A 25,619-nucleotide genomic window follows, 5' to 3' on the forward strand; every position below is an offset into this window, starting at 1 on the left:
CAAAGAGCGACAAAAACCGACGCCCAGCCACTTCCCTCTTTCGAAGAGCGACCAAAGCGCCTGAATGTCAGGTGACCACCACGACAACCCGTCCGGGCCACCGCTGCGGTGACACCCATCTAGGGGGACCAACCCACACCGTCAAACAGTTTTTGCAACTTTCTTACACCGCACACCAAAACCCGCGGGTTTCCGAGGGTTTTAACGCCTCGTGAAGCCTCCCCACTGTAGCGAATCAGTCATGGTCCAACCCGCAAATCCTGCGACTCACCACGAATCGTTCGCGGCCCAGGTTCGCAACGCCGTGATCTGGCGGTCTGGTAGCCAGATCGCAGCGCAAATGGTGCAATGGGCGTCCACCTTTCTGGTGATCCGGATCCTCTCGCCGAGCGACTACGGGCTGTTTGCCATGGCGGGTACCGTGATGGCGTTCCTCAACATGCTCAACGGCTACGGTCTGGCGAGCGGACTGGTGCAGCAAAGGGAAATCACGGAGCGCCAGGTCCGGCAGCTGTTCGGCATGCTCATCGTGGTCAACGTGACCCTCGGCCTCGCCCAGGTCGCGCTCGCCCCTTTGGCCGCTGCTTATTATCGTCAGCCGGAACTGGCGAGCGTACTTCGGGTACAAGCACTGATCTTCCTCAGCACCCCGTTCATGGCGCTTCCACAAGCGCTACTCAGTCGGACGATGGACTTCCGCCTGCAGGCCCGGGTGAATATCCTCTCATCACTGGCGGGTGCCGGCATGGCGCTGGTCGGCGCCTTCTCCGGTTGGGGCGTGTGGACGCTGGTGATCGCACCCATGGCTTTGTTTGCGACGCGAGCCATCGGCATGACGATCGCTGCCCGGTCGCTGATCCTGCCGCTGTTCGACTTCCGCGGCGCGGGCTCCCTGGCGCGGTTCGGCGGGGTGATGGCGGCAAGTCAGCTGTTCTGGTTTTTGCAAAGCCAGGTTGATGTGTTCATCGCCGGCCGCCACCTCAATGTGCACGATCTGGGCATCTACACCACGAGCCTGTTTCTAGCGCAGATCTTCGTTGCCAAGTTCGTGCCGCCGCTTAACGAAGTGGCTTTCTCCGCTTATGCGCGCATCCAGCACGACCGGACGGCGACGGCCGCAGCCTTCGTGAAGGGCGTCCGGGTCGTGATGCTCGCAGCGTTACCCTTCTACTTCGGTCTTGCCGTCACGGCCGAACCGCTGGTGTTGGTGATGCTGGGGGACAAATGGGCGGAGGCAATACCGATCGTCCGCCTGCTGGCGCTCGCCATGCCGATGATGACGCTGCAGGTGCTGTTCTCACCCGCCTGTGACGCGCTTGGTCGCCCCGGCATCGGCGTGAGCAACGGCGCGGCGGGGTCGCTGATCCTAGCGGTCGGTTTCCTGTTCGGGGTGCAATGGGGCGTGCTTGGCCTCAGCGCGGCGTGGATCGCCTGCTATCCGCTATATCTTGCGATCAGTTGCTGGCGATCGTTGCCGGTGATCGGCGCGCGTTGGCGCGACGTCGCCAGCTCTGTTGCAGCACCGCTGCTCGCTGCGGCTGGCATGGCGAGTGTCGTCTGGCTGATCGATCAAGCAGTCGATCTCGCGCCGGCGGCACGGCTGGCAGTACTGGTGATGGTGGGCGGTGCGGCATATGCCGGTTTGCTGATGGTCTTTGCTCCATCGCTTGTTCGGCAGACGATCGCGCTGGTGCGGAACCGAGGCTAAGCGATCAGGCCCGCTGGATATAGTCGCGCATCGCCGCCGCATCGGCCTCGACGCGCTCGATCCGGTATTTCACTAGGTCGCCGATGGAGACGAGACCTATCAGGCGACCGCCCTCGACGACGGGCAAGTGACGGATCCGCCGCCGAGTCATCAGCGACAGCGCGCCCATCACCGGATCGTTGGGGGAAACCGTTACTGCCGGCGCAGTCATGACCTCGCGCACCGAGCGATCGAGCACGCCGGTGTCGCCGTCCTTGAGGCAATATATTACGTCACGTTCGGAGAAGATGCCGGCAACGCTTTCCCCGTCCAGCACCGGCACGGCGCCGATGCGACGCTCCGCCAGCAGCGCCACTGCCTGGCGCACGCTGTCGTCTAGGCCCGCTGTCACAATGTCGTGTCCCTTGCCGCGCAGGATGGCCGCGATCGTCATCGCCCGTTTCCTCTCCACGCCCGTTAGCGGGCTAATTGCTGGAAGAATGCGCCTTTCCGGGGCAAATGGAAAGCATGAGCCGGCTGGATGATCCTGAATATGCACGATTTGCCTGGGCTCGTTTTCGGCGGTTGCTGGCCTGGAGCGGGTTGGTGGGGCTGGTCGCCTCTGGTTTCGCGATCTGGTTGGTCGGTCGCGCTTATGGTTCGCTCGACTGGGTGGCCACGCTGGCGATGATCGGCGGGGTCACGGGGTCTGTGCTGATGGCCGGCGCTCTGATGGGGCTCACCTTTCTATCATCGGGCACCGGGCATGACGAAGCGGTGGATGCGCTGAACGCGGAGCAGTCGGATGGTCGCAGGGCATAGTCCAGCGTGACGCGGCCATTCGCCGGGACGATCGCCGACCAGACGCGCCTGCCGCCCCTTATGGCCAGCTTCGCCGACGATTCGAACCGATCGGTGCCGAGCGAAAACTGCGCCTCGTACGTGATCGGCCAGGGGTTGGCGTTATTGACGGTGAGCCGATAACGCCGCCGCTCAGCCAGCTTCGTGACCAGTTCGAGGTCCTGCGAGACGCCGGGCGTGGGGGGCAGATCCAGCTCCACATCTTCATCGACGGCTTTGTCGTCGAGCGACGTCTCGCCGAGCAGGACCGGTCGCACATCCCCCTCCTGGAATATTGCCACTCGCCCGGCGGGAAGCGGGAGGCCCAGGCCGTCGCGCTTGCGGTTGCGTAGCCGCACGACCGGATGCACCGGCCCAAGCCGCGTGGGCATCCCTGTGCTGACATAGACCATGCCCATGGCGACACCGGCGCGGCTGGCGAGCGCCACCTGCTTCTGCGCCTGTGAGGCGATAGTGACTGGCACCGGCACGGTGTAGAGTTTCAAATCGCCGATCTCGCCCTGCACCGCTTCGATTGCAGCGGTGCGGCGGGCACTGGTGACGACGATCTCGGCAACCTCCGGCGCCGGCGCGAACACCGGAGGGGGAGGAGGCGGTGGCGGCGGCGCAAGCGGCGGAGGATGGCCACCATATGTCACCGTCGTGGGCCAGCAGCGCAGCGACAAGGCACCGGATCGATAATCGCCGAAGCGCGGCGGCTCCTCTCGATTCGGCTTACCCGCCACGAGTTGCGTGCGTGCATTCGCAAGCGACGTGACGTCGCTCGACGCCAATGTCGCCCAGGCGGTGAGATCAGCGCGATCGGAACCGCGGCGGGTGGTAAGGACGTAATCCGCCTGCCAATCGAAGCCACCAGCGAGATAGGACAAGGTGATGGTCGCCGTCGCCGGATGCGGCGCGCTCGTCGAGATCGACAGCGTGGGCCGCGCGCTGAGTCCCGACGGGATCGACGGCTGCACGATCGTCTCGGGCAGGCCGGAGCAGCGCAGCGCCTCAAAACCGCCGGCCACTTCGAGAACGGCGGCTCCACTCGCGCCCGATCTGATGGTCGCTTGTTCCTCCCGCACGCGGCCGGTCGCAGGATCGGTACGGCGGATCAGCACGCGCCGGCCAAGCGCTCGGTCGTACAATGTGCGCGGGCTGAGCAGGTCGGCATCGAGGTTCTTCTCGGCGACGTCCTGCGGCAGGCCAGCGACGATCGCCGTTTCGGGCATGATGTTGCCGGCGACGCCCTCGAACCGGATTACCGCCGGGCCGGCAGGGAGCGTGATGGTGCGAGTCTCGGTGATGAGCGCGAAGCCTTGCGGCGCCGGCGCGATCCGGTTCCCAGCCGGTCGATCGGGTGCGCGGTAGAGAGTGACCGCAACCTTCTCGGCCTTGTCGGAAGTGACGACTGTCTGCGCGGGTGCTGCGCTGGGGAACGACGCAAGAATCGCGGCAACCACCAGGCTTCTCCCCTCCCGCACGTGGCAGGGGAATGTGGGCCCGCGATGCATCTCAATACCGCGTGTCGATAACGGCGGTCAGCGTCGCGCTGCCGTTGGCGGGCACCGGAACGTGCCACACCCGCTCGTCAATCGAGCGCTGTTCACCCTTGAGGGTTTCCGAGGACACACGGGTATCATGCCAGTGATTGTCGAGGCCGCCCTGCACCACATCTACCGTCACCGGCTCAGGCCCGGCGTTGGTGAGTTCGTAGCGCATGGTGGTGCGATAAAAGGTGGTGGCCCGATCGACTTCGACCGTGCGTGGCGGGCCATCGCCGGAAATGCGATAGCGGGACACTCGCTGCCACTCGTCACCAGTGATCTTTTCGCGCGCCTCCACGATCGACTTTACCTTGACGTCAAAGGCCTCCCCAGTGACGAGCGCCAGGGTCGAGCCCATCGGCGTATGGCCGATCGCGCGCTCGCCCACGAACTGCGGCTGTCCTGCCGTGTCGCGGATGTACACCCGCACGGTGCCGGCGGGCAGCGCATCGCCCAGCCCACCGCTGCGCGACGAGGAAAAGGTCAGCGCCGTGGACGCGCTTTGCGGCTCGTCCTGCGCGCCGAGCCACCCATTGCGATATTCGTAGGACTTTCGCGCCGGGACCGCAGCGACGCTGAGGAAGCTCACCTGCTTCTGCTGCTTGGCGGCGATCGTCGTTCGCTGGGGCAACGGATAGAGGTAGAAATCGCCAACCCGCGCGCGGTCAGCCGTCTCGGTGCCAGCCCGCGTGTCGGGCGCATAGCCGCTCCGCGGCGGTGACGGGTTGAACGATCGAAATCGCGGCGTTGCGACGGCAGTGCCGGGTGTTCCAGCGACGAGTACCGTGTCGGCATTGACCAGCGGCGTTTCGTTGGCGTTGCGCAGCGTCACCCAGCCCTGAACGTCGATCACGCTCTTCGCCTCATCGAACAGCGCGACATAATCGGCGTTCCAGCCGAGACCGCTGGCGAGATAGCTTAAGGTGACGGGCCGCGTGCCGCCTCGCGCGGTGTCGAGCGTCACCGACAACGTGGGGCGCGCGCGCAGGTTGGGTGGCAGCGAGTCGAACAACACCCGCACCGGCAGGCCGTCGTCGCGCAGCACCTCGATGCGGTCCCCGATCCGCAGCACCACGCCGCTGTTGTTGGCGAGCACGGTGGCGCGCTCCCGCACTTCCGCGCCGGTCGCTGGGTTGGTGCGCACCAGCGTGATCGTTTGCCCGACCGCCTTCTCCATCAGCGCCTGAGGCGAAAGGAGATCATAATCGAAATTCTGCTCGATGATCGTCACGCCATCGCCGGAGAGGCGAACCGTTTCGGGCCGGATCCGGTCGGAGACATCGGGGAACTCTTGCCGGCTGACCCCGTCGGGCAAGTTCAGCCGGCGGCGATCCTGCACCAGAGCGAGATCGTTGCTGTAGATGGTAACGGCGAGGTTGCCTTGCGCGTTGCGGATTTCCGATACGTCCTGCCCCAGCGCCATCGACGGCACGCAGACCAGCGCCAACCACCATTGCCGCATTATTGCCCCTCCTTGTTCGGCAGGAGCGTAGCGAGCCAATCCACACGGGTCACCACCGCCCCGGCGTGACCCGACGAAAAAAGCCGGCGCCACGCTGTTGCGCGGCACCGGCCTTCTTGCACCCGAACCGGGTGTATAACTTAGGCTTCAACCTCAGCGGGCGCAGCCACGGTACGGCGGCGGCGCGGCTTTGGCGCGGCGTCCCCCGCAGGCTCGCCACCAATCGACGGCGGCAGCGCGCTTGCGTCAAGGCCAAGCTGCTCGCCGGCGTCCGCCGGCGCCTTGCGCGGCCGGCCACGGCGCTTGGGTGCCGGAGCCCCTTCTGCCGCCACATCGGCGCTCGGCTGAAACTCCACCGCTGCCTGGGTAAGCTCGAGCGGGGCGGCCTCGGGCGTTCCCTGATCGGCATTCACCTGATCGCTCGCGCGCTCCTCGCGCCGCGGTTCGCCACGCATGGACTGGCGCGGGCGACGCTCCTGGCCGTCGCGCTGGCGATTGTCGCCGCGCTGGCCCTCATAGCGCTGACCCTCAAAGCGCTGATCATCGTCGCGATGGGCACGGGCGCGGTTGCCGTCGTTTTGACGACCGTCGCGCTCACGCTCGCCACGCTCCTCGCCGCCACGGCCCTGCTCCTCGGCACGGATCGGTTCGCCCTCGTCGCCGTAATCCTCATCCGCATCGAAATCATTCTGCGGGCGGCGCTGCTGCTGGCCCTGATCCTCGTAGCGGCCGCGCTGATCGGCAAGTACGCGGAAGTAATGATCGGCGAACTGGAGGTAATATTCGGTGTTGACGCGATCGCCCTGGCGCTGCGCATCCGAGGCCATGTTCTTGTACTTTTCGTACAATTGGCTGGCGTTGCCGCGCGCGCGGCTGTCGATCCGATTGCCGTTGTCGCGCGAGCCCTGACTGCCCCCGCCCTGCGAACGCTGCCCACCCCGGCCGCGACGGCGGCCGTTCTGACGGTTGTTGATCAAAATACTGTCCTCGTCCTCAAACCAAAAACGGCCTTGCTCCCGGGATATTCGGTGCAACAATCCCCGGCCCCGTCGAATATGGCGCGAGACGCGCGCACAACCTCCAAGGCCTGCCCCGGCCGCCGGACTGCAGCGGCTGATGACGAAGGGTGGGCAACCCGCCCAAATTCAACCAGAAATGTTGATTTTGCGTGCCCCTGCCGTGGCCATAGCCGGTGCATCGGGTTTCTCAAAGAGAAATATTGGGTTCGGAACGCACGGATTCAAGGCGTGACAACGAGGCAGCGGTCACGACCGGCTAGGTCGCGGCGGCACGTGACGGTGAGGCCCTGCGCTGCGAACAGCGTGCTTGCCGCGTCGCGCTGGTCGGCGCCGATCTCGATGCAGGCGACTCCGCCGGGGGCGAGTTGCCGGCCGAGCAGCGGTGCAATCCGCCGGTAATCGTCGAGGCCGTCGGGGCCGGAAAATAGCGCCGTGGCGGGTTCGTAGCCGGCGACATCGGGCATCAGCACGGCGTGATCGGAGATATATGGAGGGTTGCAGAGGATCAGGTCGTACACGTCGCCAGTCCCCTGCCAGTCGCCGGCAACGATCCGCGCGCGACCGGGGGCAATGTGATCGGCATTGGCGAGCGCGATGGCGAGCGCTTCGGGCGAGGCGTCGATGCCGACACCCGTCGCTTCGGGCCATTGATCGAGCGCGGCGAGCAGCAGCGCGCCCGAGCCGGTGCCGAGATCAAGGATCAAACGCGGGCCGGGGGTGCCGGCGAAATGATTAACTGCGGCCTCGATCAGCGTTTCGCTGTCGGGGCGCGGGATGAGGACGCCGGGCGCGACGTCGAGGTCGATCGTCCAGAAGGCGCGGGTACCGGTGATATAAGCGATCGGCTCGTGGCTCGCGCGGCGTTCGACGAGGGCGGCGAAGCTCGCCGGCACGCGCTGGTCGGCGAGGGTGAGGAGCAGGCGTTCACGCGAGATGCCGAGCGCGTGGGCGAGGAGAAGCTCGGCGTCGAGGCGGGGGGTGTCGGAGGATGTGAGGCGGGCGGCGGCGGATGCGAGGGCGGCGCGTGCCTGCTCCGTCTCCCCATTTGCGGGAAGAGGGCTGGGGAGAGGGGCAGTGTCGAGCGGCTTGTCCATTGACCGCCCCTCGCCCCGGCCCTCTCCCCGCCAGCGGGGAGAGGGAGACTTGTCAGCCATCGAGCGTCGCCAGGCGTTCGGCTTCGTCCTCCGCGATCAGGGCGCCGATCAGCTCGTTCATGTCGCCCTGGAGGATTTCGGGAAGGCGATGCAGGGTCAGATTTATGCGGTGGTCGGTGACCCGGCCTTGTGGGAAATTATAGGTGCGAATGCGTTCGGAACGGTCGCCCGAGCCGACCATCGACTTGCGCGCGCCCGCGCGCTCGGCGTGGAGCCGCTCGCGTTCCATCTCATAGAGGCGCGTGCGCAGCACCTTGAGCGCCTTGGCCTTGTTCTTGTGCTGCGACTTCTCGTCCTGCTGGATCACCGTCAGCCCGGTGGGGATATGGACGATGCGCACCGCCGAATCGGTGGTGTTGACCGACTGGCCGCCGGGGCCGGACGAGCGGTAGATGTCGATGCGCAGGTCCTTGTCGTCGATCTGCACGTCGACCTCCTCCGCCTCGGGCAGCACCGCGACGGTGGCAGCGGAGGTGTGAATGCGCCCGCCGCTTTCGGTGACGGGCACGCGCTGGACGCGGTGGACGCCGCTCTCGAACTTGAGCTTGGCGAACACCCCCTGCCCCGTCACGCTGGCGACCACTTCCTTGTAGCCGCCGGCGTCGCTGTCCGAGCCGGAGATCAGCTCGACACGCCAGCCCTGCCCTTCGGCGTAACGCTGGTACATGCGGAACAGGTCGCCGGCGAACAGCGCGGCCTCGTCGCCGCCGGTGCCGGCGCGGACCTCGAGCATCGCCGAGCGTTCGTCGGCGGCGTCGCGGGGGAGCAGCGCGAGCGCGAGGCGGCGGTCAGCCGCTTCGAGCGCGGCCTTGTTCTCGCGCAATTCCTCTTCGGCCATGGCGCGCAGCTCGGCGTCGCCATCGCCGGTCATGTGCGCAAGGCTTTCCGCCTCCTGGCGCAGGCGGCGCACCTCCGCCGCGGCCTGCGCGACGGGTTCGAGCTCGGCATATTCCTTCGACACCGCGACGAAGCGGTCGCCGGGAAGGTCGCCGGTCGCCATCTGCGCGGCGAGTTCGTCGCGGCGTGCCTCGATCTGGCGGATTCGGTCGAGCGAGATGGCGGTCATGAGCAGATCTCGACCGCGGCACACCGCCCCACCTGTTCCCCGGCGAAGGCCGGGGTCCAGTCACGACCGGCCCGATGCTGGGCCCCGGCCTTCGCCGGGGAACATGTATTGCGAGGCGCCATCACCCGAGATCAACCGACGCCAGCGCCGCGCGGACAGCCGCTTCCTGTTCGCCCGACAGGAACAAGTTGCGGAAGCCAGTCAGCGGCGCGCCATCGCGCAGGTTGAGCGAGATCGTCGCTGCGGGCTTCGTCTTCATCGCGCGATCGAAGCGCTTCTTGGGACTGCCGGAAATGAACGCCTCGGCAGCAAGCCCGGCACGACGCAGGCGCGCGACATAGTCGATCGCCGTCAGGTCAAACGATGCGTCCTCCGCAACGACGGCAACAACCGAACCCTCTGTCGCCGGCTCCGCCAGCAACATCGCCAGCCGCTCGACGCCCGCCGCCCAGCCCACGCCCGCCGTCGCTGTGCCTCCGAGGCTCTCAACCAGCCCGTCGTAACGGCCGCCGGCGAGCACCGTGCCTTGCGCGCCGAGGCGGTCGGTGACGAACTCGAAGGCGGTGTGGCGGTAATAATCGAGGCCGCGGACCAGCCGGTCGTTGCGCGTCCACTTCACGCCTGCCGCGTCGAGGCCGGCGGTCACCGCATCGAAGAAGGCGCGCGCCTCGGCGGTCAGGAAATCGTCGATCCCCGGCGCGGCATCGGCGATCGGGCGGTCGCGCGGGTCCTTGGAGTCGAGGATGCGGAGCGGGTTCTTGTCGAGTCGGGCGAGGCTGTCTTCGGACAGCTCGCCGCGGTGCGCCTCGAAATGCGCTACCAGCGCCGCCCGCCAAGCATCGCGGGTTTCCGCGTCGCCAAGCGTGTTGAGCTGAAGCGTCACGCCGTCGGCGATGCCCAGTTCGTGAAGCAGCTGATCGGCGAGCGTCAGCAGCTCGACATCGGCGGCGGGCTCGGGGGCACCGAGTATCTCGGCGTCGATCTGGTGGAACTGGCGGTAACGGCCCTTCTGCGGACGCTCGTAGCGGAACACCGCGCCGCTCGTCGCCACCTTTAGCGGCGCATATTGCTGCCAGCCTTCGGTCAGAAAAGCACGCGCGATGCCCGCGGTGAATTCCGGGCGCAGCGTCAGCGAATCGCCGCCGCGGTCGGGGAAGGTGTACATTTCCTTGGAGACGACATCGGTCGTCTCGCCGATCGAGCGGGCGAAGACCTGGGTGTCCTCGAACATCGGGATTTCCACGCGCTGAAAGCAGTAGAGCTTGCGGACGCGGTCGAAGGTGTCGAGGACGTGGGCGAAGCGGCGCTGCTGCTCGCCGAAAATATCCTGCGTGCCGCGCACGCGATTGGGGGTCTGTATCCGGGCCATCGCGGCCGCATTAGTGTTACAGAACGTCGCGCGCCAGCGTTCCGCGACCGCTGGCGTGGATTGGTTCACGCGAAGGCGCGAAGACGCGAAGAAGCTTGAATTCGCGCAGAGGCGCGAAGGACGTAGAGAGGTCTTGGTTCGGGACGGGCGTCGCCCCCCCCAAGGTCATGCCGGCCGAAGTGCCGGCATCCACCAGCCGGCATACCGCTGGCCGATGGTGTGTGGCCCGGTGGATGCCGGGACAAGGCCGGCATGACGACGGGGGTGACGCTCACCCCGAACCGCGCAACACCTCTGCGTCCTTCGCGCCTTTGAGCGATCCATCCTTTGCGTCTTCGCGCCATCGCGTGAACCCATTAACTAACGGCAGCGTTCGCGCATGATGGATCCCGGATCAAGTCCGGGATGACGGGGATGGGCTGGGCGACGAAGTGCTCAAGCCATTGAGCTTGGGCGTTCATCCCGCTAGCGAAGCAGGCGATGATCCGTATCGCCTTCGCGAGCGCCCTGCTCGCCTCCGCTGCCGTCGCAACTGCACAAGCGCCCGCCGGCAATTCGGCCCCACAGCCGGTGCCGATCGTCGACACGATTCCGGCAGCCGTCGACCAGCCCTATCCCGGCACGATCACACTGAACGTCGACGCGACCGACATCACGCGCGGCATCTTCCGCGTGACGGAGACGATCCCGGTTGCCAAGGCCGGCCCCACCGTTCTGCTTTATCCCGCATGGCTGCCGGGCAAGCATGCCGCGCGCGGCGAGATCGAGAAGCTGGCAGGGCTCGTCTTCAAGGCTGGCGGCAAGGTGATCCCGTGGACCCGCGACACGGTGGATGTCTTTGCCTTCCACCTCGACGTGCCGCAGGGCGCGAAGACGATCGAGGCGAGCTTCCAGTTCATTTCCGCGACCAAGGCCGATCAGGGCCGGGTAGTGATGACGCCCGAGATGCTGAGCCTCCAGCCCAATTCGGTGAGCCTCTATCCCGCCGGCTATTTCACCCGGCAGATCCCGATCCAGATGACGGTGAAATATCCGCAAGGCTGGACCGCGGCGGGCGCGGTGCCGGCCAAGGCCACCGGCTCCACCTATGTTTATGACCGCACCGATTACGAGGTGCTGGTCGATTCGCCGATCCTGGCGGGGCGGTATGGCAAGACCTGGCCACTCAGCGACCGGGTGAAGCTGGCCGCTTATGCCGATACGCCGGCCGACCTTGCCGCCACGCCGGCGCAGATCGATGCGCACAAGCGCTTGGTCGACCAAGCGGTGAAGACGTTCGGCGCCCAGCATTACGACAATTACACGTTCCTGCTGTCGATCACCGACCAGCTCGGCAGCATCGGGCTGGAGCATCATCGCTCCAGCGAGAATGGCGTGACGCCGGGCTATTTCACCAAATGGGATGACGGCCCCGGCCGCCGCAACCTGCTGCCGCACGAGTTCGTGCATAGCTGGAACGGCAAGTTCCGCCGCGGCGCGGATGCGTGGACGCCCGATTATCGCATGCCGATGCGCAATTCGCTGTTGTGGGTGTATGAAGGGCAGACCCAATTCTGGGGCTATGTGCTTCAGGCGCGATCAGGCATCGTTTCCAAGCAGGACACGCTGGACCAGCTCGCGGCGATCGGCGCGCTCTATGACAGCCAGCCGGCGCGCCAGTGGCGCGACCTCATCGACACCACCAACGATCCGATCATCTCCGCGCGCCGGCCGAAGGGCTGGACGAGCTGGCAGCGCAGCGAGGATTATTACAACGAGGGCCTGCTCGTCTGGCTGGAGGTCGATTCCAAGCTTCGCGAGATGACCGGGGGAAAGAAGTCGATCGACGATTTCGCGCGCGCCTTCTTCGGCGTGCGCGATGGCGATTGGGGGCAGCTGACCTATACGTTCGACGATGTCGTCGCGACGCTGGAGAAGGTTCACCCGCATGACTGGCGCGGGCTGCTGACGCAGCGCCTGACCGAGCATGGCACGGGTGCGCCGCTCTCCGGCTTCGAGCGCAACGGTTATCGCCTGGTCTATACCGCGGACGCACCGGCATCCTTCAAGGCGGGCGAGAAGACTCGCAAGGTGACCGACCTTACCTATTCCGGCGGCTTCGTGGTCAATTCGGGCGGCGACGTGACGGGCGTAACCTGGGGATCGCCGGCCTTCAACGCTGGGCTGACAATCGGCACCACGATCGTCTCGGTTAACGGCGAGGTCTTTTCGGACGATCGGATGAAGGGCGCGATCGCCGCCGCGAAGGGCGGCAAGCAGCCGGTGCAATTGTGGGTCAGGAGCGGCGAGCGGTACCGGCAAGTCGCGCTCGACTGGCACGGCGGGCTGCGCTACCCGCGCCTCCAGAAGATCGGCACGGGAGAGACCGGTCTTGACCGGTTACTTGCGCCGCGCTGATCCACAGCGCGGCTTTTCTTCACTGTCACAAGACCAAAGGGATACGACACATGCGCATCGACATGGTGCCGACGGGTGACAATCCGCCGCACAGCCTGAACGTCATCATCGAAGTGCCGACCGGCGGCGAGCCGGTGAAGTATGAGTTCGACAAGGCTAGCGGAGCGCTGTTCGTCGATCGCATCCTGCACACGCCGATGCGCTATCCCGCGAACTACGGTTTCGTGCCGCATACGCTGTCCCCGGATGGCGATCCGCTCGATGCGCTGGTCGTGTCGCGCTCGCCGTTCATCCCGGGCTGCGTGGTGCGTGCGCGGCCGATCGCCGTGCTGAACCTCGAGGACGAGGCCGGCGGCGACGAGAAGCTGGTCTGCGTGCCGGTGGACCAGACCTTCCCATATTATTCCAAGGTCGGCGAGAAGGACGATCTGCCCGAGATCGTGTTCGAGCAGATCGAGCATTTCTTTACCCACTATAAGGACCTGGAAAAGAAGAAGTGGGTCCGCATCGGCAAGTGGGGCGGCGCGGACGAGGCACGGCAGATCACCGTCGAAGCGATTGAGCGCTACAATGCGGCAAAGGACAAGGGCGAAGAGCCGCACGACCATGACGTGCCGGGCCGCGAGTAACCGTTGATCATCGGCCCCTTCCCTTTCGGGGGAGGGGCTTGAAGGCATCAATGCGCGGTGAGCTTCAGCCCCGCGATGCACAGCACGACGCCGAAGATCAGCGCGATGCGCACCGGCGTCGCCGGCTCGCCATAAAAGGCGATCCCCACCAGCACCGTGCCGAGCGCGCCGATCCCGCCCCACACGGCATAAGCGGTGCCCATCGAGATCGAGCGCGAGGCGAGTTCCAGCAGCCCCATCGACATGGTTACCGAGGCCAGGAACCCCGCGGTCCAGCCGAGATTTCGAAAGCCATCGACATGGCGCAGGCAGGTGGTGAACCCGACCTCGAACAGACCGCCGATGATCAGCCACATCCACGCCATCAGTCTCGCCCCGCCAGTTTGCGCAACGCCGCGCCGCTGACGCGCTGCACCGTCCATTCGTCCTGCGCAACCGCGCCCTTGGCGCGGTAGAAGTCGATCGCGGGCGTGTTCCAGTCGAGCACGGTCCATTCGAAGCGCGCGCAGCCGCGATCGAGCGCGATGCCGGCCAGCGCCCTCAGCAGGGCCGCGCCGGCGCCCGAGCCCCGCGCCTCGGGGGTGACGTAGAGATCCTCCAGCCACAGCCCGCGCTTTCCCGCCCAGGTCGAAAAGGTGTGAAAGAACAGGGCGAAGCCGATGCTTGCGCCATCGCGCTCGGCGATCAGCACCTCGGCGGCGGGGTGCGTGCCAAACAGCGCCTCGTGGAGCATCGGCTCGGTCGCCTCCACCGCATCGGGCTCGCGCTCATAGGCGGCGAGTTCGCGGATGAAGCGAAGCACGGTGGAAACGTCTGTCGCGCTGGCAGGGCGGATGGTGATGGTCATGCCGCCTGTTCGACCGTCCGGGCGGCAATGTCACGCCGTCTTGCCGCGACGATGCACGCGGAAACGATCACGGCGGCGCCCACCAGCGTATAGGCCGAGACAATCTCGCCGAACACAAAGTATCCGAGCATCACGGCATAGATGAACGAGGTATATTCGGTCATCGCCAGATAGCCCGCCTCGCCATGGGCATAGGCCCAGGACAGGAGCATCATGGAGGCAAAGGCGAGCAGCGCTGCGCCGGCGAGGGGCAGGATAGCGCTGGCGGGCGGCACCGCGGCCAGCCATGGCGCCGCGGCCGCGAGCAGCACCAGGATCACCAAGGACTGGACGCATGCCGTTTCGGCCGGGCGGGCGGCGAGCGATTGAAGCCGCGTGAGGATCAGGTTCACCGCATAGAGAACCGCGGATGCCAACACCGCCAGCGCGCCTTCAAACGCTTCCGGCCCGAGCACCGCGCGCGCCTGGCCGGCGAAGATCGTCAAAATGCCAAGGCTTGCCGCCACCATCGCGCCGATCGTGCGCGTCGACACCCGCTCGCCAAGCCACCAGGCGGCGAGCACCAGTGCCAGGATCGGGGCGATGTACGACAGCGCGATCGCCTGCGCCATCGGCACGCGCGCCAGCCCCCAAAAGAACAACAGCGCCATCGCGCATGTCACCGCGCCGCGAACGAGGTGGAGAAGCAAGGCGCGCCGGGACGGTCGGCGCATGCCAACGACGCGCCAAGCGATCGCGCCCAGCGCGACGTTGCCCATGCTGCGCCACAACATGACGTTGTACACCCCCAATGCCAGCACCAGCCCCTTCATCACTGCATCCATCACGGAGAAGAGCGCGATCCCCGTGGCTGCGACAAGAAAGGCCGTGCTCGCGGACATGATGGGGGATGGAGCGGATGTCATCGCGATCAGATACGTGCACGGCAAGCGTTTGACGAGGCGCTGAAAACGCGTTGTTCAGGTTAACGCTAGATGAACCACATCTATTCTCGCGGTACCTCAAGGCAACTACGTAATTGCAGAATTAGAACACGATACTCGTTTGAATAAATACTGTGTTTCCGCCGGCATCGTGGTTGACCCGCACAGATGAGGCGCTTAGGCAACAATAAAAGTAAAGGAGTGTCGCATGATTGAAGATACCGCCGACATCAATGCGGTCGAGCTGGCTACCGAACTGACCATCGCATGGTTGTCCAATCCCAACACGCGCGCGTCGAGCGACGAGGTGCCGGGATTTCTACACAAGATGCACGAGGCGGTGAACCAACTGTCGACCAACACGCAGCTTGTGACCGAGGAAGAGCCGGTGGGCGAATACACACCGGCGGTGTCGGTTCGTAAGTCGCTTGCTTCCAAGGATCACATCATCTCGATGATCGATGGGAAGCCGTACAAAACGCTGCGCCGCCACCTCGCCGGCCATGGCCTAAGCCCGGCGGAATATCGCCAGCGCTATGGCCTGAAGCCCGATTACCCGATGGTCGCCGAGAATTATTCGGAAGCGCGCCGCGCCATGGCCAAGAAGATCGGTCTCGGCCGCAAGCCCGGTATGACCCGCAAGGGTGGTGATGCCGACGCGGCACCCGCAAAGCGCGGCCGCAAGGCAGCCGCGGCGGAAGCCGCTGGCGAGTAAGGCGGCATGATCCGGGCGGCCGCTGCGCTGCCCGGCATGCGAACCGCGATCGGCGGGCGCATTCGTGCGCTCGTCGGATCGGGATCGGTCGATCTGACGCGGCCGCCTGGCGACAATGGCCTGTTCGGCCCCGGATCGGTTGCGTGGCGAGTGCACGCCGATTTTTCCGCGATGATGATCGGCGGGGTTTCCGCGCTGCTGCTCCAGATGCTTCACCCGCTGGCGCTGGCCGGAGTGTGGGACCATAGCGATTTCCGCCGCGACCGGCTGGGGCGGCTACGCCGCACCGCCCAATTCATCTCGCTCACCACCTTTGGCAGCACCGCCTCGGCAAACCGGGCGATCGAGCGGGTGCGCGCGATCCACGATCATGTTTCGGGCACCCTCCCTGACGGCACGCCCTATGATGCCAATGATCCCGCGCTGCTCACCTGGGTGCATGTGGCGGAGGTCGACAGCTTCCTGCGGGCCTATCTGCGTTATCGCGACCCCGGCCTGTCGGGTGCCGACCAGGACCGCTATCTCGCCGAAACCGCCACGGTCGCCGAGCGCCTGGGCGCGCGCGACGTGCCCGTATCACGTCGCGAGATCGAGGCGTATTACCGCCGCGTACGCGATGATCTGCGGTTCGATGCGCGCGTGCGTGACGTCGCCAGCGCGCTGCTCGCCAGCGGCCCGGATGCGTTGACCACGGGCGCACTCGCCATCGTTGCGCCGGCAGCGATCGATCTGCTGCCACCCTGGGCCGCCGCGATGCACGGCCGCACGCCCCCGTCGATCGGCCGCCCCGCCATCCGCCTCGGCGCGCGCGGGATGAGCAAGGCGCTGCGCTGGGCGTTGCGCCGGTAACCGGCGCGGGCGCTCAGCCCAGCGCCTCTAGCACCTGCGCATCGGTGTCATCCGACACACCCTGTTCGCCGCGCGCCAGCGTTACCGTTGTGGCCAGATCCCACATTACGTTGCCCAGCGTGCGCACGATGTCGGGCAAGGTTTCCACCGCCACCAGCAGCCCGAGCGGAACTGTTGGCGCGCCGATGGCGGCGCACACAGGGGCGACCGAGCTGATATAGCTGACCGTGCCCGGCAGGCTCACCGCGCCGAGCGACATCAAGGCGGCGACCAGGGTGCCGACCGCCAGGGTGCCCAGCGACAGCGGCACGCCGAACCAATGAGCGATATAGATCGCCACCGCGAGGTTCATCGCGGGGCCGGTTGCGCGCAGTAGCGCCACCGCAAGCGGCAATGTCACGCCGGCGGTCGCCACCGGCGTGCCGAGCGATTGCGCACCCGCCAGCATCGCCGGCAGCGAGGCGAGGGACGACTGCGTCGACACCGCCACCGCCTGGCTCGGCAGGGCGGCCCGCGAGAAGCGGGCAAGCGGCACCCGCCCGCCGATCATCGCCATCGGATAAGCGCCCAGGGTAACCACCACGCCGACGCCGGCGACGATCAGGATGTAATGGACCAGCGCGTGAAAGGCGCCGCCCCCTGCCCTGGCCCCGACCACCAGCGCCAGCGCGAAGACGCCAATAGGACCGACCCACAGAATCCAGCCGATCACCACCAGCATGGTATCGCGCACCGCGGTGAAGACGCGCACCAGCACCTCGCGCAGCCCGACTTCGATCCGCATCACCGCAAAGGAAAAGATCAGCGCAAAGATGATCATCGACAGGAAGCTGCTTTCCGCCGCGGCCTTGACGATGTTGTTCGGGATGATCCCCGCCAGGAACTCGCCAAGCGGCGGCACCGGCGGGTTTGGGCCCACCCCGGTCAGCGCAGCCCGCAGGGCCGCGCCGGAATCGACGGGCAAGGGCGCCAGCTGAAGGAACAAGGGCGTGAGAAGGGCCGCGGTCACCGCCGACGCGATCATCACCGCCACGTACAGCGCCACCGCGCGGCCGGCGAGCCGCCCCGCCTGCGCGGCCTGCGCCGTCGCTGCGACGCCGGTGACAAGCAACGAGAAGACCAACGGCACGATCGTCATCTGCAACGCGTTGAGCCATGCCTGCCCGACCGGCTGCGCGATGGCGATGGCCGGTTCCACTGCGGATGGCGCGTTGCCCGCCAGAAGGATGCCGGCAACCAGCCCAACGATCAGGGCCAGCAAGATACGGGTGGATTGGGACATGGCGCCTTTCGAACTCTTCGCCGCCCGGACTTGTGCCGAAGTCCGTCAATCGGCAAGAGCTTAGGGTCGTTTTGCGGCACGACGGGACCAGGGGCAAGCCTGTGCCGAGCCGTTGCGCGTTTCGGAGATCAGAAGTGGCACGCAAGTATTTCGGAACCGATGGTATCCGCGGCCTCACCAACATTGCGCCGATGACGGCGGCAATGGCGATGAAGGTCGGCATGGCGGCCGGCGCTTACTTCGTGCGCGGCGATCATCGCCATCGCGTGGTGATCGGCAAGGACACCCGCCTATCCGGCTATATGCTCGAAAACGCGCTGGTGGCGGGTTTCACCGCCGTGGGGATGGACGTGGTGCTGCTCGGGCCGCTGCCGACGCCGGCGGTGGCGATGCTTACGCAGTCGATGCGCGCCGACTTGGGCGTGATGATCTCCGCGAGCCACAATCCTTATGCCGATAACGGCATCAAATTGTTCGGCCCGGACGGCTACAAATTGTCAGACGAGGCGGAGCTGGCGATCGAGGCGTTGATCGACGGCGATGTCGCGCTGGCGGCGGCTGGCGACATCGGCCGCGCGCGCCGGGTGGAGGACGCGCGCGGGCGGTACATCCATTTCGCGAAATCGAGCTTTCCGGACGACCTGCGGCTCGATGGCATGAAGGTGGTGGTGGATTGCGCCAACGGCGCTGCCTATCAGGTGGCCCCGTCCGCCCTGTGGGAATTGGGCGCCCAAGTGGTGGCGATCGGTGTCGAGCCCAATGGCAAGAACATCAACCACCGCGTCGGCTCCACCGCGCCGCAGACGCTGTCGGAAACGGTGGTGGCGAGCGGCGCGGCGATCGGCATCGCGCTGGACGGCGATGCGGATCGGCTGATCGTGGTCGACGAGAATGGCCGGGTCATCGACGGCGACCAATTGATGGCGACCATCGCGACTGGCTTCGCGCGGCGCGGCAAGCTCGCAGGAGGCGGGCTGGTGGCGACGGTGATGTCCAATCTGGGGCTGGAGCGGCACTTGTCGGCGCAGGGGCTTGGGCTGGTGCGCACCGGGGTGGGCGATCGCTACGTTCTGGAGGCGATGCGCGCGCGTGGATACAATGTCGGCGGCGAGCAATCGGGCCACATTATTCTGTCGGATTACGGCACCACGGGCGACGGGCTCGTCGCTGCGTTGCAGATCCTGGCGGAAGTAAAGCGGGCCGGCGCCCCGGCGAGCGACGTGCTGCATCGCTTCGAGCCGCTGCCGCAATTGCTGAAGAACGTGAAATACGCCCGCGGCGGCAAGCCGCTGGAGGCCGCCAGCGTGCGCGACACGATCGCCGCAGCGGAGGCGGAACTTTCCGGGATCGGGCGGCTAGTGATCCGCCCGTCGGGCACCGAGCCGGTGATCCGCGTGATGGCGGAGGGCGACGATGCCGCGCAGGTGGAGGCAGTGGTGGACCGGATCTGCGACGCTGTGCGCGCGGCAGCTTGAAAGGCGGATACGCTCTTCCCAACGCCGTCATCCCCGCAAAGGCGGGGATCCATAAGCACCGGTGCTGGCGCTTCTATCGACAGGCTAGCGCGTCTGGATCCCCGCCGTCGCGGGGATGACGGGGGTGTGGGTCGGGCGTAGCGCTCAAGCGAAGCGTCTTTAGTCCCCGGTCACCTTGGCCGGGCCGAGATCGCCCTGCCCCACCGTGCCACTCGCCATCGCCAGCATCGCATCGAGGCTCTTCTTCGCCTTGACCCGCAGGTCCTCGTCCATGTCGATGCGCGGCTGCAGGTCGCGCAGCGCGACGTAGAGCTTCTCCATCGTGTTGAGCGCCATATACGGGCAGATGTTGCAGTTGCAGTTGCCGTCCGCACCGGGCGCGCCGATGAACGTCTTGTTCGGCAGCGCCTTTTCCATCTGGTGGATGATGTGCGGCTCGGTCGCGACGATCAGCGTGTCGCCGGACATCGCCATGGCATATTCCAGAATGCCGCGCGTCGATCCGACATAATCGGCGTGATCGAGGATCACCGGCGGACATTCGGGATGCGCGACAATCGGCGCGGCCGGGTGCTGCGCCTTGAGCTTCAGCAGTTCGGTCTCGCTGAACGCCTCGTGGACGATGCACACGCCAGGCCACAGGATGAGGTCACGCCCGGTCTTGCGTGCGAGGTAGCCGCCCAGGTTGCGGTCGGGCCCAAAGATAATCGCCTGGTCCTTGGGGATCTGCGACAGGATCTTCTCCGCCGAGGACGAGGTGACAATCACGTCGGACAGCGCCTTCACCGCCGCGGAGCAGTTGATATAGGTCAGCGCTATCGCGTCCGGGTGCTGTGCGCGGAATGCCGCGAACTGCTCCGGCGGACAGCTGTCCTCCAGCGAGCAGCCGGCATCCATGTCGGGCAGGATCACCGTCTTCTGGGGTGAGAGGATCTTCGCCGTCTCGGCCATGAAGCGCACGCCGCAAAAGGCGATCACGTCGGCATCGGTCGCCTGCGCCTTGCGGCTGAGGTCGAGGCTGTCGCCGACGAAGTCCGCGAGATCCTGAATCTCGGGCTTCTGGTAATAATGCGCCAGGATCACGGCGTTGCGCTCCTTGCGGAGGCGCTCGATCTCGGCGCGGATGTCGATGCCCTGAAGGTTCTGCGGCTGGTCCATGTGCATGCAGATGGCCCGCTCCGGCCCGGCGATCAAGCGGTCGGTGCGAAGGGCAGCGGAAATGGCGGATAGGCAAAGGGGGCAACCTGCGCACCCGGCGCCCCGGCGGTGACCATGGCATAAAGCCCGACGCCGATCGGGGTGAGGACAACAAGGTCCATCGTCACCTGCATGCCGATAAGGATCGCCACGCCATACCACCATGCCGGATGCACCCACCCGTGCCGGCGCACGTCATGAACCATGCCGGCGAGCGGGAACAGCATCATGCCCGCGAAGATGCCCCAGGCGGACCAGGGGATCATCAGGGGCGCAGGCAGCAATCGCCCGAATGCCGGGCCCATGATCGCGGTCATCGCGCACATCACCAGCCGCCGGTGCCATTCGGTTTGCCGCCGGCGTGCGACACCCCACCACAAGAGACCCGCGAAGGTAAGCACCGCCAGCACGTTCATGACCAGGAAATAGCCAGGCAGGAAGAAGAACGGTGCCCGTCCCGCACGCACTACCGACACCGTCATGGCGATGCCGATCACGATCATCACGGCCGCCCAGCCCGCACCCAGCCAGCCGAGCCGCCGATGTTGGCTGATCCGGCCGCTCGCCACCAGCCAGGACTGAAAGACGAAGAAGCCGACCCAAGCGACGAATACGAGGGCGTGGACATGGACGAGCGCCGGCGCGGCAAAGGTGGAGCGGCCCATCGCAAATTGCAGCCCGAAGCCGAGCACGTTGACGATCGCCATAGCGACCGCGAGGGCGAAGAAGAAGCGCCGGTCATCAATGATACGGGGGCGCTGCGGTGCAATGCTCGCCATCGGGAAACTCCCCTCCTCCGATAGACGGCATTCTAGCAGATTCTCGCAACAAAGAGAACATCGCCATGCCGCGCCTGTCTCCGCAGTACGCCTGCCACGAACTCAACTATTTGGGGGTGTCCGAAACCCGGAAACTCGGGAAGAGTCGGGCATGACGCCTGCGCGAGACTGAACCGGAACGGCGCAACTTCACAGGAGGGCAGCAATAGGCACCCGTAACAGCCCCGCCCTACCATCCCGGCCCCGCGCCAGGATCCATGGCGCGACGAGGGCAGAGGCTCGAAGCGGAAATGTCAGCGCCCGGGAATGGTCGGGTGCGGCGCAACGCCGCGGTGACGAATGTTGCGGCTCATTGGCCTACTTCGCCTTTGCCAGCACTTCCTCAAGACTGCGGCTCACGTCCCAGCGCTCGCCATCCGCCGGCCGCGCTTCCCCCTCGAACCGCACGGTCACGTCGACATCGACGCGCGCGGCGCGCAGGGCACCGGTGAACAAGCGCGCAATCGCCTCGCGGCCATATTCGCGCGCTTTTGCGCGGTTTTCGGCGCTGCCGGCGCGCTCGGCGGCGGTACGCTGCGCGCTCGCGGCCACCTTCGCCCCCATCTCTACCATGGCGTTCCGGGTGACGAACACGCCCGCGACATTGTTGAGGCTGGCGCGCGCCAGATCGACATTGGGCCGGTCGATCGCGACATCAGGCACCGTGATCTCGATCCGACGACCATCCTCGCTCAGCCGGAAGTCGGACGCGCCGAGACGGGACAAATTGACGAAGTAACTGACCTCGAACGGTGCCTTCACGACCTGGCTGGCGTTCAACCAGCCCCACAACCGCGACGATCGCGCCGTTCCCTGCACCACGCCGGACAATCGGCTTACACGCAGGTCGCTGCGCCCGTACAGGGTCGCCGCCACCACCTGCGCGGTGGCCACGCCGTCCTTGTCGGTGGAGACGAGCTTCTCCTCGGTAACGTAGCGATAGCCCAGATAGGTAGCGACGCCGATCGCGACGGTCAGCGCCAGACCGACGATCACCGTGACGAGCAGAACGGCATTCTTGAGCGTACCGTTACGGTTCACGCCCAATTTTCTCCCTCACGCCGCACCAGCCCGCGCCGCTCCAGATCGATGAGATGCGCCAGCACCGATCGCTCCGCCGCCGGAAAAAGTCGCGGATCCACCCCGACATACATCTTCTCGACCATGGCCGGGATCGCAGCCGTCCCCGCCGCCAGCAGCCGGCGGATCTGCCCCTCCCGCTGCTTGCGATGGCCGAGCAGGCCGCGCACCAGCCGCTGCGGGCGCTCGATCGCCTCGCCATGGCCGGGGTAATAGATTCGGTCGTCGCGATCGATCAGCTTCTCGAGACTCGCCATATAGGCGGTCATGTCGCCATCGGGCGGCGAAACGACGCTGGTCGCCCAGCCCATCACATGATCGCCCGCAAACAGCGCCTTGGTCTCGGGTAATGCGAAGGCGAGGTGGTTGGAGGTGTGGCCCGGCGTGGCGATCGCCTCCAGGGTCCAGCCGTCGCCAGCCAACGTCTCGCCCTCCGCCATCACGCGATCCGGCGCATAGTCATGATCGAACGACGCATCCGAGCGCGGCCCGTCGTCCTCGAGCGCAAAGGGCGCGGCGCCGACTACGGGTGCGCCCAGCTCCGCCTTCAGCCGCGGCGCACCGGGGCTATGATCGCGATGATGGTGGGTGATGACGATTGCCCGAACCGGGCGGCCAGCGACCACAGCCAACAGCGCGGCATGGTGCGCATCATCCGCTGGTCCCGGATCGATGATCGCCAAGTCGGCGGTGCCGACGATATGCGTCTGCGTACCCGTATAGGTATAGGCCGAGGCGTTGGGCGCGAGCACGCGCGTGACCAGCGGTTCTAGCTGGATCGGGATACCGGTGGGCGGTGTCTCCATGCCCCGCAAATGGCCGCTCCCCCGTGCGAAGGCAAGGGCGGGGGCAGCGGCACCTCCTCAGTGATGGTCGCGCTTGGCCTCCATTTCGGCCATGCCAGCGTCGAGCTCGGCCAGCGCTTGTTGTCGATCGGCATAGGGAAGGTGGCTGTTTTCGGCCATCGCGCGGTGCGCCGCACGCATCGCGTCATGCGCGCGCACCATGGCGCTGCGCTCGACCTCGGCGGCATGTAGCCCCGCTGCGCGAGCCCGTGCCGAGGTGCGTTCGATCCTGTCGGTGCAGATCGTGATCCGGCGCCGTCCCGCCACTTCGTCATGCACCACGACCGGCTTCTCCACCTCGCCCGCGCAGACGGCGGAGCGGACCTCGGGCACGTTGGCGGCGACATGCATGTGGGCCGGAGGGGCAGGCGGTGCAGGCGGTACGGGCGGCAACGGCACGGCAGGCGCGACAGACGCGGTGGCGGGCGGCGGCGGTGCGGGTGGCACCGGCGGCTCGGGGAGTGGATTGGCCGAGACCCAGGCCTCTGCCTCCGCCCCCTCGTACACGGTGCGCTGGCCATCGCGATCGATCACCACGCGCACGTCGTCGGCCACTGGCGCCATCGTCGGGATCGCCGCGGGCAGCGCCGCCTTGGCCGCCGTCTCGACGCTGGCACGCATGCGCTCGGCGGCCTGCGTGCCCGATGCGGTCAACGCAAGCGCGCCGACGCCCGTGGCGGCGATCGTCGCCAGTCCAGTGAGCGCACGCGTGCGCGAAATCCGGTTCATGCCGAGCATCTTCAATCGTCCTTTCAGATCATCGACGGTGTGGAGGTGGCAGGCAGCGGCGATCGCCCCGCCATGCGCGGCCTTCACGATCGCGCAGGCATAGGCATGCCGCGCGCCCGGCCCGAGCCGGGCCAGCACGCGCGCGTCGTTCGCCATTTCCTGATCGGCGCGGAAGGCGCGAAAAGCATACCAGGCAAGCGGATTGAACCAGTGCAGCGCTAGCACGGCGAGCGCGAGCCAGTTGGCGATCAAGTCACCACGCGCATGATGGCCAAGCTCATGCGCGAGCGCCGAGTCGCGCTCATCGGCGTCGTAGCGCGCGGCGAAATCGCGCGGAAAGGCCACGAAGCGCTTGGCCACGCCGAACGCCAGCGGCCCGGCCGCCGCCGCGCTTTCCACAATGGTCACGCCGTCCACCCGGTCGAGCACCGTCGCGCGTGCCAGCAAGCGGCGGCGGAAGCGCCGATACGCCAGCACATGCCAGCCGATGAACGCCGCCGCGCCCACCCCCCACAGCAAGGCAAGGGAGGAACCCGCGGTGAGCAGCGCAGGCGCGGCGGCGTCGCGGGCAGCGGGGACGATGAACACCGTCACTTGCTGGCCGACCTGGGTGAGCGGGGCGACGAGCGGCGCGGCGACCTGTTCGCGCACCTCCTGCGGCAATGGTGGCAGGAACAGGCGGATCAGTGGCAACGCCCATAGCGCATAGGCCACTGGCGCGCCGAACGCGCGCCGCACGGGCCTGCGCGCCAGCAGCACCAACGCGATGAGGATGGCAGAGGCGGCGAGCGCCTCCACCATCCAGGAGACGCCGCCCCAATCTCCTGGGCCGATCATTGTTTCAGCGCCTTGAGCAGGCTCTCGATCTCGGCAATGTCCTGCGCCGACAATTCGTCGCGCTCGGCGAGATGCGCCACCAGCGGCGTCAGCTTGCCGCCGAACAGCCGATCGATCAGCCGCCGCGATTCGCCGGCGACATAGTCTCCGCGCTCAACCGCAGGACGATAAAGATAACGGCGGCCGTCCTCCTCATGACTGATCGCATTCTTCGCGAGTAGCCGGCCGAGCAATGTCTTGACCGTATTGGCGCTCCAGCCGCGGTCGGGATCGACGCGTTCGGCTACGTCCTGCGCGGTGAGGGGGCTTTCGTCCCACAGCACCTCCATCACCGCATGTTCGGCATCGCTGATGCGTTCGGCCACGACTCGCTCTCCTGACGACTACGCATGTGGTCGCATCGATTACGAATGTAGTCAAGGGTGAGCGCCGGACGGACCACACCACCGTTCGTCCCGAGCGAAGTCGAGGGACAAATCTCGGATGGTGGCGTCTGCGGCCCAAGTCTCGACTGCGCTCGACACGAATGGAAGAGATCGCTCGAGGTTCGTGCTGAGCTTGTCGAAGCACGTGGTCCCGACGCCGGTGATCGTGGCATGTCCCTCGACGTTGCTCGGGACGAACGGAACTGCAGCGCTCCGTTCGTGCTGAGCCTGTCAAAGCACTGTCCTCCTTACCTACGAAGAAAGTGCAGTCCTCGACAAGCTCAGGGCGAACGGCGTGAGAATGCTTGATCCAAAACAATCCTCCCTCGCCAGGGGGAGGTGGCAGCGCGCCAGCGTTGAGGGAGGGAGCGGCTGCGGGACAAACGAGAGGGCACCGCCCCTCCCCCCCCAACGCCTTCGGCGC

Annotated in this window: 23 protein-coding genes; 6 read left to right on the forward strand and 17 right to left on the reverse strand. The window is 66.5% G+C overall.

The features are described 5' to 3' along the window. Positions 1–241: 241 nt before the first annotated feature. The gene (locus tag SPHI_RS14135) at positions 242–1,708 is read left to right on the forward strand and encodes a lipopolysaccharide biosynthesis protein (protein WP_076745605.1); all 1,467 of its coding nucleotides are present in this window, start codon (positions 242–244) and stop codon (positions 1,706–1,708) included. Between the two features lie 4 nt (positions 1,709–1,712). Here the strand turns inward: SPHI_RS14135 and SPHI_RS14140 are convergent, their stop codons facing one another. From SPHI_RS14140 to hisS, 7 genes are all read right to left on the reverse strand, one after another. Further along, complete coding sequence (locus tag SPHI_RS14140; protein WP_076745606.1) at positions 1,713–2,141, reverse strand: CBS domain-containing protein; 429 nt, start codon at positions 2,139–2,141, stop codon at positions 1,713–1,715. 199 nt (positions 2,142–2,340) lie between these two features. After that, entirely contained in the window at positions 2,341–3,993 is a 1,653-nt protein-coding gene (locus SPHI_RS15045) for a DUF4139 domain-containing protein (protein WP_158049731.1), read from the reverse strand. A gap of 52 nt (positions 3,994–4,045) precedes the next feature. Continuing rightward, positions 4,046–5,539, reverse strand: a complete 1,494-nt coding sequence (locus SPHI_RS14155; protein WP_076745609.1) for a DUF4139 domain-containing protein — start codon at positions 5,537–5,539, stop codon at positions 4,046–4,048. Positions 5,540–5,679: 140 nt separating this feature from the next. Then, a complete protein-coding gene (locus SPHI_RS14160; RefSeq protein ID WP_076745610.1) occupies positions 5,680–6,516 on the reverse strand; it encodes a DUF4167 domain-containing protein in 837 nt (278 codons plus the stop codon). A 263-nt stretch (positions 6,517–6,779) separates the two neighbouring features. After that, entirely contained in the window at positions 6,780–7,652 is an 873-nt protein-coding gene (gene prmC / locus SPHI_RS14165) for a peptide chain release factor N(5)-glutamine methyltransferase (RefSeq protein ID WP_076745611.1), read from the reverse strand. Between the two features lie 52 nt (positions 7,653–7,704). Next, positions 7,705–8,778: a peptide chain release factor 1 gene (gene prfA, locus SPHI_RS14170; protein WP_076745612.1), complete on the reverse strand. Its 1,074-nt coding sequence runs from the start codon at positions 8,776–8,778 to the stop codon at positions 7,705–7,707. Positions 8,779–8,899: 121 nt separating this feature from the next. Further along, positions 8,900–10,147: a histidine--tRNA ligase gene (hisS, locus tag SPHI_RS14175; RefSeq protein ID WP_076745613.1), complete on the reverse strand. Its 1,248-nt coding sequence runs from the start codon at positions 10,145–10,147 to the stop codon at positions 8,900–8,902. Positions 10,148–10,627: 480 nt separating this feature from the next. On the opposite strand from hisS, the gene SPHI_RS14180 reads away from it, so the two are divergent. Both SPHI_RS14180 and ppa read left to right on the forward strand, forming a co-directional pair. Then, the gene (locus SPHI_RS14180; RefSeq protein ID WP_076745614.1) at positions 10,628–12,544 is read left to right on the forward strand and encodes a M61 family metallopeptidase; all 1,917 of its coding nucleotides are present in this window, start codon (positions 10,628–10,630) and stop codon (positions 12,542–12,544) included. A gap of 50 nt (positions 12,545–12,594) precedes the next feature. Further along, positions 12,595–13,173: an inorganic diphosphatase gene (gene ppa, locus SPHI_RS14185; RefSeq protein ID WP_076745615.1), complete on the forward strand. Its 579-nt coding sequence runs from the start codon at positions 12,595–12,597 to the stop codon at positions 13,171–13,173. A gap of 47 nt (positions 13,174–13,220) precedes the next feature. Here the strand turns inward: ppa and SPHI_RS14190 are convergent, their stop codons facing one another. From SPHI_RS14190 to SPHI_RS14200, 3 genes are read right to left on the reverse strand one after another with little or no spacing between them, the layout of a single operon-like run. Further along, positions 13,221–13,538 (reverse strand): DMT family transporter, encoded by a 318-nt coding sequence (locus SPHI_RS14190; RefSeq protein WP_076745616.1) that lies wholly within the window; start codon positions 13,536–13,538, stop codon positions 13,221–13,223. Continuing rightward, positions 13,538–14,020: a GNAT family N-acetyltransferase gene (locus SPHI_RS14195; protein WP_076745617.1), complete on the reverse strand. Its 483-nt coding sequence runs from the start codon at positions 14,018–14,020 to the stop codon at positions 13,538–13,540. Before SPHI_RS14195 ends, SPHI_RS14190 begins: the two co-directional genes overlap by 1 nt. After that, positions 14,017–14,901: a DMT family transporter gene (locus SPHI_RS14200; RefSeq protein ID WP_076745618.1), complete on the reverse strand. Its 885-nt coding sequence runs from the start codon at positions 14,899–14,901 to the stop codon at positions 14,017–14,019. The genes SPHI_RS14195 and SPHI_RS14200 overlap by 4 nt, the downstream gene beginning before the upstream one ends. Positions 14,902–15,151: 250 nt before the next feature. Between SPHI_RS14200 and SPHI_RS14205 the strand changes: the two genes are divergently transcribed. Then, on the forward strand, positions 15,152–15,658 hold the full coding sequence (locus SPHI_RS14205; protein WP_076745619.1) for a MucR family transcriptional regulator: 507 nt from the start codon (positions 15,152–15,154) through the stop codon (positions 15,656–15,658). A 6-nt stretch (positions 15,659–15,664) separates the two neighbouring features. Next, complete coding sequence (locus SPHI_RS14210; protein ID WP_233130945.1) at positions 15,665–16,507, forward strand: oxygenase MpaB family protein; 843 nt, start codon at positions 15,665–15,667, stop codon at positions 16,505–16,507. A 13-nt stretch (positions 16,508–16,520) separates the two neighbouring features. Here the strand turns inward: SPHI_RS14210 and SPHI_RS14215 are convergent, their stop codons facing one another. Next, entirely contained in the window at positions 16,521–17,789 is a 1,269-nt protein-coding gene (locus SPHI_RS14215) for a dicarboxylate/amino acid:cation symporter (protein ID WP_076745620.1), read from the reverse strand. A 134-nt stretch (positions 17,790–17,923) separates the two neighbouring features. Here SPHI_RS14215 and glmM point away from each other — a divergent pair, with 134 nt between their 5' ends. Further along, positions 17,924–19,264 carry a phosphoglucosamine mutase gene (gene glmM, locus SPHI_RS14220; protein WP_076745621.1) on the forward strand — a complete coding sequence of 447 codons (1,341 nt, stop codon included), beginning with the start codon at positions 17,924–17,926 and terminating at the stop codon, positions 19,262–19,264. 159 nt (positions 19,265–19,423) lie between these two features. Here the strand turns inward: glmM and nadA are convergent, their stop codons facing one another. From nadA to SPHI_RS14250, 6 genes are all read right to left on the reverse strand, one after another. After that, positions 19,424–20,422, reverse strand: coding sequence for a quinolinate synthase NadA (gene nadA, locus SPHI_RS14225; RefSeq protein WP_076745627.1), 999 nt, complete (start codon positions 20,420–20,422; stop codon positions 19,424–19,426). A 32-nt stretch (positions 20,423–20,454) separates the two neighbouring features. Next, a complete protein-coding gene (locus tag SPHI_RS14230) occupies positions 20,455–21,240 on the reverse strand; it encodes a hypothetical protein (RefSeq protein WP_076745622.1) in 786 nt (261 codons plus the stop codon). Between the two features lie 357 nt (positions 21,241–21,597). After that, positions 21,598–22,320: a DUF4230 domain-containing protein gene (locus tag SPHI_RS14235; RefSeq protein WP_158049733.1), complete on the reverse strand. Its 723-nt coding sequence runs from the start codon at positions 22,318–22,320 to the stop codon at positions 21,598–21,600. Further along, complete coding sequence (locus SPHI_RS14240; protein WP_076745623.1) at positions 22,317–23,165, reverse strand: MBL fold metallo-hydrolase; 849 nt, start codon at positions 23,163–23,165, stop codon at positions 22,317–22,319. The genes SPHI_RS14235 and SPHI_RS14240 overlap by 4 nt, the downstream gene beginning before the upstream one ends. A gap of 57 nt (positions 23,166–23,222) precedes the next feature. Next, positions 23,223–24,770: a M56 family metallopeptidase gene (locus SPHI_RS14245; protein ID WP_076745624.1), complete on the reverse strand. Its 1,548-nt coding sequence runs from the start codon at positions 24,768–24,770 to the stop codon at positions 23,223–23,225. After that, positions 24,767–25,135 carry a BlaI/MecI/CopY family transcriptional regulator gene (locus tag SPHI_RS14250; protein ID WP_076745625.1) on the reverse strand — a complete coding sequence of 123 codons (369 nt, stop codon included), beginning with the start codon at positions 25,133–25,135 and terminating at the stop codon, positions 24,767–24,769. The genes SPHI_RS14245 and SPHI_RS14250 overlap by 4 nt, the downstream gene beginning before the upstream one ends. Positions 25,136–25,619 lie beyond the last annotated feature (484 nt).

This window comes from Sphingomonas jeddahensis, assembly GCF_001981525.1.
GTDB classification, from domain to species: domain Bacteria; phylum Pseudomonadota; class Alphaproteobacteria; order Sphingomonadales; family Sphingomonadaceae; genus Sphingomonas; species Sphingomonas jeddahensis.